Origin of the sequence: Mucilaginibacter sp. (assembly GCF_039207105.1) — a bacterium.
Classification (GTDB): domain Bacteria; phylum Bacteroidota; class Bacteroidia; order Sphingobacteriales; family Sphingobacteriaceae; genus Mucilaginibacter.
The window spans coordinates 1-12,867 of the sequence record NZ_JBCECK010000141.1 but is presented as its reverse complement, the minus strand read 5'-3'; the positions used below and the strand labels follow the sequence as shown (position 1 = coordinate 12,867).

The 12,867-nt window shown below is 42.2% G+C and carries 12 protein-coding genes; 9 read left to right on the top strand and 3 right to left on the bottom strand.

What is annotated here, in order from left to right:
* Window positions 1-55: 55 nt before the first annotated feature.
* Both AAGC65_RS20745 and AAGC65_RS20740 read left to right on the top strand, forming a co-directional pair.
* On the top strand, window positions 56-940 hold the full coding sequence (locus tag AAGC65_RS20745) for a lysophospholipid acyltransferase family protein (RefSeq protein ID WP_343114374.1): 885 nt from the start codon (window positions 56-58) through the stop codon (window positions 938-940).
* Window positions 937-2,016, top strand: a complete 1,080-nt coding sequence (locus AAGC65_RS20740; protein ID WP_343114373.1) for a glycosyltransferase family 2 protein — start codon at window positions 937-939, stop codon at window positions 2,014-2,016. Before AAGC65_RS20745 ends, AAGC65_RS20740 begins: the two co-directional genes overlap by 4 nt.
* Here the strand turns inward: AAGC65_RS20740 and AAGC65_RS20735 are convergent.
* Both AAGC65_RS20735 and aroQ read right to left on the bottom strand, forming a co-directional pair.
* On the bottom strand, window positions 1,985-4,522 hold the full coding sequence (locus AAGC65_RS20735) for a mechanosensitive ion channel domain-containing protein (protein WP_343114372.1): 2,538 nt from the start codon (window positions 4,520-4,522) through the stop codon (window positions 1,985-1,987). The two genes, AAGC65_RS20740 and AAGC65_RS20735, sit on opposite strands and share 32 nt — an antisense overlap.
* 126 nt (window positions 4,523-4,648) lie before the next feature.
* The gene (aroQ, locus tag AAGC65_RS20730; protein ID WP_343114371.1) at window positions 4,649-5,065 is read right to left on the bottom strand and encodes a type II 3-dehydroquinate dehydratase; all 417 of its coding nucleotides are present in this window, start codon (window positions 5,063-5,065) and stop codon (window positions 4,649-4,651) included.
* Between the two features lie 40 nt (window positions 5,066-5,105).
* Here aroQ and xerD point away from each other — a divergent pair, with 40 nt between their 5' ends.
* The 3 genes from xerD (at window position 5,106) to AAGC65_RS20715 (ending at window position 7,437) form a co-directional block, all read left to right on the top strand.
* Window positions 5,106-6,005 carry a site-specific tyrosine recombinase XerD gene (gene xerD / locus AAGC65_RS20725; RefSeq protein ID WP_343114370.1) on the top strand — a complete coding sequence of 300 codons (900 nt, stop codon included), beginning with the start codon at window positions 5,106-5,108 and terminating at the stop codon, window positions 6,003-6,005.
* Window positions 6,006-6,218: 213 nt separating this feature from the next.
* Window positions 6,219-6,521 carry a GIY-YIG nuclease family protein gene (locus AAGC65_RS20720; RefSeq protein WP_343114369.1) on the top strand — a complete coding sequence of 101 codons (303 nt, stop codon included), beginning with the start codon at window positions 6,219-6,221 and terminating at the stop codon, window positions 6,519-6,521.
* Between the two features lie 577 nt (window positions 6,522-7,098).
* Complete coding sequence (locus AAGC65_RS20715; protein ID WP_343114368.1) at window positions 7,099-7,437, top strand: hypothetical protein; 339 nt, start codon at window positions 7,099-7,101, stop codon at window positions 7,435-7,437.
* 279 nt (window positions 7,438-7,716) lie between these two features.
* Here AAGC65_RS20715 and prmC read toward each other — a convergent pair whose 3' ends face one another.
* On the bottom strand, window positions 7,717-8,613 hold the full coding sequence (gene prmC / locus AAGC65_RS20710; RefSeq protein WP_343114367.1) for a peptide chain release factor N(5)-glutamine methyltransferase: 897 nt from the start codon (window positions 8,611-8,613) through the stop codon (window positions 7,717-7,719).
* 33 nt (window positions 8,614-8,646) lie between these two features.
* Between prmC and ribD the strand changes: the two genes are divergently transcribed.
* The 4 genes from ribD to mgtE all read left to right on the top strand — a co-directional run bounded on the left by ribD (window position 8,647) and on the right by mgtE (window position 12,754).
* Complete coding sequence (gene ribD / locus AAGC65_RS20705; RefSeq protein WP_343114366.1) at window positions 8,647-9,702, top strand: bifunctional diaminohydroxyphosphoribosylaminopyrimidine deaminase/5-amino-6-(5-phosphoribosylamino)uracil reductase RibD; 1,056 nt, start codon at window positions 8,647-8,649, stop codon at window positions 9,700-9,702.
* Entirely contained in the window at window positions 9,702-10,580 is an 879-nt protein-coding gene (locus AAGC65_RS20700) for a DMT family transporter (protein ID WP_343114365.1), read from the top strand. Before ribD ends, AAGC65_RS20700 begins: the two co-directional genes overlap by 1 nt.
* 9 nt (window positions 10,581-10,589) lie before the next feature.
* On the top strand, window positions 10,590-11,204 hold the full coding sequence (locus AAGC65_RS20695; RefSeq protein WP_343114364.1) for a YigZ family protein: 615 nt from the start codon (window positions 10,590-10,592) through the stop codon (window positions 11,202-11,204).
* A gap of 194 nt (window positions 11,205-11,398) precedes the next feature.
* Window positions 11,399-12,754, top strand: a complete 1,356-nt coding sequence (mgtE, locus tag AAGC65_RS20690) for a magnesium transporter (protein ID WP_343114363.1) — start codon at window positions 11,399-11,401, stop codon at window positions 12,752-12,754.
* The last annotated feature ends 113 nt before the right edge of the window (window positions 12,755-12,867 follow it).

Sequence of the window (12,867 nt, the reverse complement as noted above, 5' to 3'; positions counted from 1 at the left end):
ACAGCACCTTTTTCAATCATATATTTTATGTTTGTGTTCAAAATTGGTTAAAATAATGATAAAAAAAGGGTTTTTAAGGTTGGGTATATTAATTTTATATCTGATATCGTTACTTCCCTTCTGGTTTTTATACATTATTTCAGATATTTTATTTGTTGTTATCTATTATCTGGCGCGTTACCGCCGCGATGTGGTGAAACAAAACCTGACCAATGCCTTTCCCGAAAAAACTGAAAAAGAACGTCACGATATTGAGTTTAAGTACTACCGTTACCTTGCCGACCTGATCGTGGAGACGGTGAAAATGATCACCGTATCTGAAAAACAAATTCAAAAAAGGGTAGTGGCCACTAACTCCAACCTGGTGCATGAATATTTTGCCAAAGGTAAGAGCATTATAGCAGTTGCCGGGCATTACTGCAACTGGGAAATGGCCGCACTCAACTTTAATTTTGTGACCGATAAAAGGTTTATGATTGTTTATAAGCCGCTCTCCAACGCCACCTTTGATAAGTTTTTTATCGAGGTTCGGTCGCGGTTTGGGGGACAGCCTGTGGCTATGCGACAAACCATGCGCAAAATGGTGGAGTACAAGAACGAACTCACTGTAAGCGTATTGGTTGGCGACCAAACCCCTGTGCAGCATGAGGTAAATTACTTTACCAATTTTTTAAATCAACCAACTGCCGTATTTTTGGGCATCGAAAAAATATCAAAGGCAATTGACGCCGCTGTTGTGTTTTACGACATGAAGCGTGTAAAAAGGGGGTACTATACCTATACACTGGTTCCGCTAACTGAAAACGCGAAGCAAACTGCCGAACACGAGTTGACAGATATGCACGTGCAATATCTGGAAGGCATGATCAGGCGTGAACCACAATATTGGCTATGGTCTCACCGGAGGTGGAAGTTTAAGCCGGAGGAAAAACATAAATGATTGATACACCAAAAGTTGCTGTAGTTATATTAAACTGGAACGGCGTTAAATACCTCAAACAATTTCTTCCATCGGTACTGGCCTCAACCTGGCCCGGATTGGATATTGTACTCGGCGATAATGGATCGACCGATAATTCCGTAGCTTTTGTAAGGGAGAATTTCCCAAGTGTAAAAATCATTGAAACTGGTAACAACTTCGGTTTTACAGGTGGTTATAACCGTGTATTGAGCCAGGTAAATGCCGATTACTTTATACTCCTGAACTCCGACGTGGAAGTTGTGCCGGGCTGGATAGAACCGGTGATCAATCTGATGGAAAGCGATCCATTAATTGCTGCTGCTGCTCCCAAATTATTAGCATATGCTCAAAAGAACCAGTTTGAACATGCCGGTGCTGCCGGTGGTTTTATTGATAGCTTTGGATACCCTTTTTGCCGTGGCCGCATGTTTTATGAGGTAGAGGATGACCTGGGGCAATATCAGCAATCGGGCGAGGTATTTTGGGCCTCGGGTGCATCCTTATTTATCAAAAAGAAGTGTTGGGATGAGGCAGGCGGCTTTGACGAGTTCTTTTTTGCTCATATGGAAGAGATAGACCTTTGCTGGCGGTTAAAAAATATGGGCTATAAGGTGATGTACTGCGCGCAATCAACTGTGTACCATGTGGGGGGTGGAACGCTTAACGCCGAAGACCCTTTTAAAACATATCTTAACTTCCGTAACAACCTTTTGCTGCTTAAAAAGAACCTCCCGTTTGGCAGGGCGCTATTTGTGATCCTGATGCGTTTCTGGATGGATCTGCTGGCTCTTATCAGGTTTTTGGCCGAGGGTAAACGTAAGGATGCCTGGGCTGTGAGCCGTGCGCATCAAAACTTTGTGCTGAGCATTTTCGGTATCCGGGCTTCGGCTTATGGCATTAAGGATCTGAGCAGCGGCAAAGATTCATCTCCTAAAACACATCGCTCCAAACGTAATAAAAACCTGAAAGGCATGTACCAGGGCAGCATTGTGTGGAATTTCTTTGTAAAAAAGAAAACCCGTTTTACTGATCTTGATCAGGCCGATCTGCTGTAGGCTCTTCCGGCTTAGCTTTTTTACTTTCCTTTTCTTTATCCTGAGCTTTTACCAGCGGGCTATCAGGTGGTAGTAACAAATGTACATCCTGCTGCGGATATGGTATCTCGATGCCCTCACGGTTAAACGCGTCGTAAATGTCAGTCAATACGCTGCCTTTTAAGGTAGTCCAGGTATTGATATCGGCAGCCCAGAAAAGTACACGGAAATCAACCGAGCTTTCACTTAAATTGTGCAGTAATACTGACGGAGCAGGGTTTTGCATAATATCGGTATGCGCTTGCAGCACATCATTCAGCAAACCTTTTACCTTTTCAATATTTACACCATAAGCGGCGCCTATCACCAGTTCAACCCGGCGATTGTTGTTACTTAGCGTCCAGTTAATTACGTGGTGCGATATCAGGTCGCCGTTGGGGATAATTACCTCGGCGCCATCGCTGGTGGCAATTTTGCTTGCGCGTATACCAATATCCAGTATGGTGCCCGAGCGGCTGTCAACTTCAATAATGTCGCCCACCTGTATTGGTTTTTCAAAGGCCAGTATCAATCCCGAAACCAGGTTGTTTACAATATTCTGCAAGCCAAAGCCAATACCTATACCAAAGGCACTGATGATGATGGTGATTTTATCAATAGGTACGCCCGATGCCGCCACCGCTAAAAAGAAACCGATGGCTATAACCCCAATACGGATAAGCAGGGTAGAGGTGCGGTTTTTCTTTTTCAGCACATCCATATCGTGCTTATGCTTGGCCGATACATCGTACAAATAACTGATGATCTTGGAGGTGATGGACGACAACCAGATCACCGCAACAAATATGATCACGCTTTGAAAAGTGAACTGGGTATTGGTGCCACCAATGCTGCGATTAGCCGTTAAAAAATCTTCAATATGTGTAAATACAGAATCCTCAATGTTCATGTTTTGGGTAAACATCACCAGCCATAATAAGCTGGCTAATACCGCGAGCACACTCCTGAATTTGTTTTTCAGTAGCTGAAAATCTATGTATGAGGTTAAATTATTGCTGTTTTTGCTGGCTTCCAACTGTAAAAACAGGGCCTCCATAAGCATTTGTACAATGTAGTACATGGCCATAGCCAACCACAAACTATGTACAGCTGTAACACCAACTATTTTAGCCAAACTAAAACGCCCGAATAGGTTACATATAATAGAAATGGCCTCCAGAAAAATAAAGGTTTTTAATACAAGGCCGGTGTGCGGAAGGTAATCGGCAGGGGCTTTGCGCACAGTAGCCAAAAACCTGATACTGATGTAAACGGAGGCAATGGCTAACAATAAGATAACCACCCTATCAGCATTGGTTACTTGTATAAACAGGTTGCTTAAGCAATAAATATTGGTGAGGATAAATAACCAAAGCAAGTAGTTAAACAGCGGTTTTGCGCATGTTTTTTTGGCCAGGTAAAGCAAGGCTACTATCAGTATAATAAAAAAGGTTTCCAGTACTACTACCGGTGGGTGATCGTAAAAATTCGGTAACAGCGTAAAGGCCAAAATACAGGACGAAACAAGCGGATATTTGATCACATACTTAGCCTGATCAAATATAGTTTCGGGCGAATCATTGGTTTTGATTATCCTTTTACGGCTGGAGTACACCCAAAACAAAAAGCCCAGTAAGATCACCAATCCCGAAAGATGGATAAATATATCCCTGCCTATAAAAAAGTTGAAAAGCTTGGAGTTCATGGTAGCAGTGGCCGTAAACGCGGTTTTAAAATCACTGCCTTCGTCGGCCTTCATGGCCCAGATATTACTATACTCGGCCGAAAAAGCCCGGATGCTAAAATCTCTGATCTTGAAGTCTATCTGGTCTTTCAAATCAAGTATAGCTATATATACCGATGAGGTTCTGTTTTGGAGTAGACCTATTTTCACCATTAGCTTTTTATTAACGGTGTCAAGCTTATGATACTTGCTATCGATAGCTATTTTCTGAATCAGGAAGGTAGTGGCTAATGAGCTGTCGGCGGGTAATATCTTCAAAACACTATCCCGCGAAATTGAGTTCAGATCGGTTTGGTTTTGTACCAGTTTGGAGTTAATGTCGGCCAGCTGATCCTGCCAAAGGTCTAACTGATCAACACTGCGGGTTAAAATATCGCGTATGGCATATAAATACCGAAGCGTGCTTGATTTGTCATTATCAATAAGCGGTTTTATCAAGTTTACACGTCGCTCGTAACTGGGTAGCTGTGTGCTGATATCAACCGTATCAATCTTTTTTGACAGGTTGGTTTTGATCTGATTAAAGGCCGAAGTATAGTATTCAACCTTTTGCAATAAATTATTGGTGGAGGTATCCGAACGTTTGAGCGAGCGCATCATGGAGTCGCGCGAGAGGATAGCCGCCCGGAGTGAGTCCCGTACACTGCGTGATTTTTTCTTTTTGGTTTGAGCCAGCGTATCGGCACCTGAAAAAAGTATCAGGATCAATAAGCTGTACGCGGTAACTCTAAATAATTTATGCATAGCGGGATTATAGAGAGTCAAGACATAAGAGTCAAGAACTAAGATGTTGTTCAGTTGTTAAAAAACATTTCTTGTCTCTTGATTCTTATGTCTTGACTCTATATCTTATTTCTTGATCCTTGTCTCTCAAACTATTAGATTTTCAATAGCCAGGCGGTATGAGTCCATACCAAAGCCTGCAATAACACCTTTACAGCTTGCCGCCAGCATCGATTTATGCCTAAACTCCTCGCGTTTGTGCACGTTTGAAATATGCACTTCAATAACCGGGGTGTTGATGGCAGCAATAGCATCGGCAATAGCAATGGAGGTGTGTGTATATGCACCGGCATTCAGTACAATTCCGTCATACCTAAAACCAATTTCATGCAGTTTGTTTATAATTTCGCCCTCAATATTACTTTGGTAATAATTAATGGTGATGTTTGCATAACGTTTGCGCAGCTCTTCCAGGTATGTTTCAAAGCTGGTATCGCCGTAAATTGATTTTTCGCGTACGCCAAGCAGATTTAAATTAGGGCCGTTTATAATTTGTATATTCATTAGTTCAAACTTAACCATAAATCATTAAAACTAAAATCAATTGGAGTGGGGTTCGGCAATAAAAGGTTTTAAGGCTTATTTGAAATTAGAAAAATCACTGGCCGATAATTCTATCGAAGCCTACAGCAGGGATATCGAAAAGTTATACCAGTTTTCTGATGTTCAGTTAATTAAATTAAAGCCCGAAACTATTACTTTAAGCAACTTGCGTGATTTTATAGTGTGGGTTAATGAGCTTGGTATGATCCCGTCATCGCAGGCCCGGATACTATCGGGCATCAAAGCTTTTTATAAATACCTGCTCATGGAGGATATTATCCGGACAGATCCGTCGGAGCTGCTGGAATCGCCCAAGATACAGCGCAAGCTGCCCGATACCCTGAGCTATCAGGATATTAACAAATTGATAGCAGCTATTGACCTCTCCAAACCCGAAGGCGCCCGTAACAAGGCCATTTTAGAAACGCTGTATGGCAGCGGTCTGCGGGTTTCTGAACTTACAGAACTCAAACTATCCAACCTGTACCTGGATATTGAATTTATCAAAGTTACGGGTAAGGGCAATAAAGAACGACTGGTACCCATTGGTACCGAGGCCATCAAAGCGCTGAAAATATGGATTGAAAATGTCCGTGTACATGTGCCCATAAAAAAAGGAGAAGAGGATATCGTTTTCCTGAATCGCCGTGGAGCAAGACTAAGCCGGGTTTATATTTTTTTAATGATTAAGGATCTGGTTGAATTGACAGGCTTAAAGAAAACGATAAGTCCGCATACTTTCAGGCATTCCTTTGCCACGCACCTGGTAGAGGGCGGTGCCGACCTGCGTGCCGTGCAGGAGATGCTGGGTCATGAAAGTATCACCACTACTGAAATTTATACCCATCTGGATAGGGAGTACCTGAAAAGCACCATCAGCCAGTTTCATCCGAGACATTAAAAAGCGGCAAAAAGTGAAAAAAATGTCATTTCGATGAGCAGGGTAGGACAATGTGCGGAGAGCGCGAAGAGAAATCTTGTACGCCCTGTAATCAACTTTTGCATAGGCAAGGTGTAAAAGATTTCTCACCTTCACCTATGGCTCAAGCCTTCTCGAAGCCTCGAAATGACAATGGTTTTTGAGTTAGGGTCTCCAAATCTGTACCTTTAGGTCATGTGGAATCACAATTATTACGTTTACATAACTACTAATCCCAATAAAACAGTGCTGTATGTTGGCGTTACTAATGATATACGTGTTCGGTTACTTCAACATAAACAAAATAGCGCTACTCAAAAATCTTTCACAGGGAAATACTATTGCTACAACTTAATTTACTATGAGCATTTCACACACATTGAACATGCCATTGAAAGAGAAAAAGAAATAAAAAAATGGCGAAGAGAGAAAAAGAATGCCCTGATAGAAAGCACTAATCCTAATTGGATATTCTTAAATAATGAAGTAGAAGATTGATGATATCAATTGTTGTCATTTCGATGAGCAGAGTAGGACACTGTGTGGAGCGAAGAGAAATCTTATATGGCTTGTTAATTTGTAAGGCTAAAGACAAGGCGTAAAAGATTTCTCACCCTCATCCTTTGCTCAAGGCCAAAGCGAGTGTTCGAAATGACAGTAATTTTAATAGAATACTCAACCGCTGTTGTCATTTCGATGAGCAGAGTAGGACACTGTGTGGAGGGAAGAGAAATCTTATATGGCTTGTTAATTTGTAAGGCTAAAGGCAAAGCGTAAAAGATTTCTCACCCTCATCCTTTACTCAAGGTCAAAATGAGTGTTCGAAATGACAGTAATTTTAATAGAATACTCAAGAGCCACAAACGGGACGCTTGCGACGGCGGAGGCAGCAGAGTGCCAGAAAGAATTTTTCTATACCACCTATCCCAATATTTACCCGCTGTTTTAAATACGATTCCCCTTTTTGTGGTGCATTTTTCTCAAGCTTTTATGGCTAACCTGCATTTTAAGCCCAAATTAAGTGTAAAAAACTTGTGGCATTAGCATTGGTATAATTAATTAAAGATTAAATATTATGTCAGGATATATCACAGAGTTAAATGAGTTGAAAGTTTTATTCAACGATTTAGGTAACTATTCGGTAACTAATGCCTACATGCTCCAAATCCTTTTAGAGCGGTATGATGGAGTGGTTGAACAATTGTTCAGTATTAGTGATAAAATTTTCAAGCATTCGGTAGAAACTATTGCCGAGGCCGAAACTGATATTGATTTAATGCTGAGCGACAAGATGCCGTCTTTTAAAAAGAAGATGCTTTTTGAAAAGAATAAAATGAAACTCAGAGTTGCCGTAAATACAGATATAAGCCGGTACGAACATTATAAAATAATAGAGCAGATCATATACAACTGATGCTGCAGGGTCCACAGAGAATTACCTTATCACATACCCCTTGTCTTATCACTAAATAACTAAACCGAAGCTGTAATACCATAGTATTACAGCTTCTATTAAAAAGTAAACAAATTGATTATAAATAAATTTCCCTTCCCTTAATAACTATTGATAAGCTGTAATACCCCCCGGTATTACAGCTTTTATGAAAGCTTAAAGAAGAGGAAATTATAACAAAACTCATTTCCCTGAATATTTTATCCCTTCCCTTAATATAACTATTGCTAAGCTGTAATACTAACGTATTACAGCTTTTATCATTCTATCGCGGCCGCTCATGTCTTTCCTTAACTCCATGTTTATAAAGCCGGTATGCTGTAACAGTTCAACTGTTTCCTGGCCATAACTTTCATTGATCTCAAAAAACAATAAGCCGCCTGGTTGCAGGTTGCTTTGGGCAAATTGGGCTATGACCCGGTAAAATATCAGGGGATCGTGCTCGGGTACAAACAGGGCGCTGTGCGGCTCAAAGTCGGTAACGTTGCTGTGCATTTGTGCTTTATCGGTCAAGGTAACATAAGGAGGATTGCTGACGATGATATGGTATTGGGGAGCGGGGAGTGTGGAGTGAGGTGCGGGATGGTAGTTTAAAATGTCGGTATGTATAAAGTTTACATCAACCTCGTTAAGTATAGCGTTTTTTTTGGCGGTTTGCAGGGCGCTTTCTGATATATCTATAGCAGAGACCAGCGCATTAGAAAGATTCTTTTTAAGGCTGATAGCTATGCAGCCGCTACCGGTACCTATATCCAGCATGTTTCCGGTAAACTGTTTACTACTTTTGGCTTTTAGCTTTTGGCTTTCGTCTACGGAAGAAAGTATCCACTCTACCAGTTCCTCGGTTTCAGGGCGGGGTATCAGTACCGATGGGTTAACTTTAAATGGCAGTCCGAAAAATTCAGTAATACCCAAAATATATTGTATAGGCCGGCCGGTTAGCAGTTGGGTCAGGATGTTTTTTAATTGTTCTGCCTGCTGGTTGCTTATTTCGCGCTCAGGGAAGGCTTTAATGGATGCTTTTGATAGTTGCGTTATCTCGCTGATAGTGAGTAGCGTGATAGCTTCTATCTCATTGTCTTCATAAACCTTTTTCAGCTGTTTGTAATCTTCAAAAACATCCTTAATCGTAATCATGCAACAAAGTAACATAAAAGCTACTTTTGCAGCATGGTTAAACATGAAAAATATATGCAGCGTTGCATTGAGCTTGCTCAGCTTGGTGCCGGGCAGGTGAGCCCTAACCCAATGGTTGGTGCAGTAGTAGTTCATGACGACAAGATTATAGGCGAAGGTTACCATCAAAAATATGGGCAGGCCCATGCCGAGGTAAATGCCATTGCCCAGGTTATGGGTAAGTTTGATAACGCTGCCGAACTGCTTAAGCAGTCTGTAATATATGTTTCATTAGAGCCTTGCGCGCACTATGGTAAAACACCACCCTGTGCCGATCTGATCATCAAACATCAGATACCGCTGGTTGTTGTGGGTTGCCGCGATCCTTTTGCCCAGGTTGATGGCAAGGGTATTGAAAAGCTAAAGGCAGCCGGCATTGAGGTGATCAGTGGGGTGTTGGAAAAAGAATGCCAATGGCTTAACCGTCGCTTTTTTACTAAGGTGCAAAAACATCGGCCATACATTATACTCAAATGGGCGCAAACCAGTGATGGTTTTTTTGCCCCGGCCGATAATACCCAGCTTTGGATAACCGGCGAAGAATCGCGCAGACTGGTACATCAATGGCGCAGCGAAGAGGATGCTGTACTGGTGGGTAAAAATACCGCGGCTATTGATAACCCCCGTTTAAACGTTAGGTATGGTGATGGCCGCTCGCCTAAACGGGTGGTGATTGACAGACGGTTGGAGTTAAATAAAGACTTAAATATATTTGACCAATCAGTTGATACATTTGTATTTAACGAAGTTAAGTTCGATGTTGATGGCCTCAATAAATACATCGCCCTGGAAGATTTTGAGAATTTTGTGCCCCAGTATATTTTATACCAGTTATACCTGCAGGATATACAATCGATAATTATAGAAGGGGGCGCGCGTACGCTGCAAAGTTTTATAGAAGCCGGTTTGTGGGACGAGGCCCGGATATTCACCGGGAAAATCAATTTGCAAAATGGCATAAAAGCGCCACAAATAACTGGTATAATTGCTGAAGAATTTCCTTCGGGAGATGACCGCCTTCAAATTGTTTATAACAAGCCAATTATATAATGTTATACGTTTTTTTAAGTATTTGCTGTAGTGTGGTAGTTTCGGTTTTGCTGAAGCTGGCCAAGCGCTATCATATTGATGTTTTTCAGGCCATCACCTGGAATTACTCGATGGCAATACTGCTTACCTGGGTGTTTTTTAAGCCGCAGCTATCGCATCTGGATGAGTTGCCGGTTTATAATTACCTGGCTTTGGGGGTGCTGTTTCCCTCGCTATTTGTCATTATGGCCACATCGGTAAGGCTGGCAGGCATAGTGCGTACCGATATTGCCCAGCGCTTATCGTTGTTTATTCCCATATTCGCGGCCTTCTTTTTATTCGGCGAAGCTAAAGACGCGGTTAAGATCATAGGTATAGTGTTGGCTTTTACAGCTATTATATTTTCCATCCCCTGGGGAAAAACTGGCGGGCACAGCGTTAATAAAGTCTCCTGGTTCTCGCTGGTGCTGGTTTTTATTGGTTTCGGGATTATTGATGTACTGTTAAAGCAGATCACCAAGATAAGTTCGGTGCCATTTACCACTACTATTTTTGTGGTTTTTATTTTGGCGTTCATCCTATCAATGGCAGGACTCATATACCAGGTGGCTACCAAAAAAACACGCTTTTCATGGCCGCATATCCTCATCGGCTGGATACTGGGTGTAGCCAACTTTGGCAATATCCTGTTTTACCTGAAGGCACATGTGGCTTTGGCCAATAACCCATCAGCAGTGTTTTCGGCTATGAATATTGGTGTAATTATGGTGGGTGCCTTTATCGGTATGTTTATTTTTAAGGAGAGACTGAGCCTGCTTAATAAAATCGGCATCGGAGTAGCCATATTGGCTATCATCGTGATCTATTTTCCGCAAACGCTGGGTTTTCTTCATATTTAATGTGTTTTAATGCTTTTTGACGATACCTACAAAACCATAGAGCAACCTACCGAAAGCATATTCCGCGACAGGGGTAGCAAATTTCTGGGTTATGCTTATCCCATCAATTCCGAGAATGATATCAAGAGCATTGTAGCCACACTCAAAGCCGAGCACCCTAAAGCCAATCATCATTGCTGGGCCATGCGTTTAACTATCGACAGATCGGTGTTCCGAGTTAATGATGATGGCGAACCATCGGGTACCGCAGGCAGGCCTATACTCAATACCTTACTCTCCCGCGATCTGACCAATATACTGGTTGTTGTGGTGCGTTATTTTGGCGGTACGCTGCTGGGTGTTCCGGGTTTAATTAATGCTTATAAAGTAGCTACTGATGAGGCGCTTAACCAGGCAGTTATTATCCAAAAAACTGTTAATGATATTTACACCATCAAGTTTGATTACCTGCAAATGAACGATGTGATGCGTATCATCAAAGATGATAACCTAACCATTATTCAGCAGCAATTTGACAATGATTGCAGTATTCAGGTATCTATCCGGAAAACCCAGGTGGAGCAAACTTTATTTAAAATAAGCAAGCTAAGCGGTGCGGTAGCACGCTACGATCATAGCTTGTAAGCGACAAGAAGCAAGATATTAGAGTCAAGAAACAAGAATTAAGATAGGTTTAAGGATATGTTCTTTTTTAAAACTTCTGACAATCAATATCTTGTATCTTGACTCTTGTCTCTTGATTCCAATCGTCTGACTCTTGATTCTTGGCTCTCATATCTTGCTTCTTTATCCCCATAAAATGACTATTTTAGTCGCATATGCAATCTTTTGAAATAGATAAAACAGACTTGCTCCGCATTAAAGCTGCTCTTGAAAGCGATGATGTTGAGTTAGAGAAGGTTCTGCAGGGATACCATGCCTCTGAGATTGCCATATTATTCGAAAAACTTCCGCAGGAGGCCAAGGAAAGGATCATCAATATTCTGCCTGCCGATATTGCCTCGGAAGTTATTTCTGAAATGGACGAGGAGCATCATCCCGAAGAGCTGTTGGTGAACCTGCATCCCGAGAAACGTTCGGAGATAGTAGAGGAGTTGGATTATGACGATGCAACTGATATTATTTCGCAGCTGGATGAAGAGCAACAGCACGAAATATTAAAGGATCTGGACGAGGAAGATGCCAGCAGCATCCGTGCGCTGTTAAGTTATGCTGAGGATACGGCGGGTGGTTTGATGAACTCCGAAATTATTAGGGTAAATATCAACCTGAATAAAAAGGAGGCACTCGATGAGATCATTCACCAGTCGGAAGAGATGGAGGAGCTGTATACCATTTATGTGGTCGACGATAAAGACATTCTGCAAGGCATCCTCTCGATAAAAAAAGTGATCAAGGCCAGGGCCGATGCCCGCGTGAGCAGCTTGGTGCAAACCAATTTTGTATACGTAAAAGCCGATGTTGACCAGGAAGAAGTAGCCCGGTTAATTTCGCAATATAACCTTACCAGTATCCCGGTAGTGGATGAGGATATGAAACTGCTGGGCCGAGTTACAGTTGATGATATCATCGACGTAATGGAGGAAGAGAACACCGAGGACATTTTGAAAATATCGGGTGTATCTGAAGATGAGGAACTGAGCGGTAACTGGCAGGACGCGGTAAAAAGTCGTTTACCCTGGCTGGTGATCAACCTGGGTACGGCGTTTTTAGCGGCGTCAATCATCCGTAATTTTGATTCAACAGTAGCTAAGCTTTCCATTATATCGGCCTACATGACTATTATAGCCGGTATGGGTGGTAATGCTGCCACACAGGCGCTGGCGGTTACCGTAAGGCGTATATCGCTAAGTGACCTTACCGACAAACAAGCTTATAACACGGTATTAAAAGAGTTTTTAGTTGGTATGATCAATGGTGCAGCCAATGGCATTATTGTGTTTACGGTAGCTTATTTTTATGATGCCAACCCATTACTGGGCCTGGTGTTGTTTTTAGCCATGACAGGTAACTTGATCATTGCAGGATTAACCGGGGCTTCCATTCCGCTGATATTGAAAAGGGTAGGAGTTGATCCGGCGGTGGCATCATCCATTATCATTACCACTTTTACAGATTGCATTGGCTTTTTACTGCCACTGTGGCTGGCTACAAAGCTGTTGTTACATCATTGAGAGGTGAGAGGTGAGAGGTGAGAGGTGAGTGGTGAGTGGTGAGAGGTGAGAGGTGAGTGGTGAGTGGTGAGTGGTGAGAGGTGAGAGGTGAGAGGTGAGTGGTGAGAGGTGAG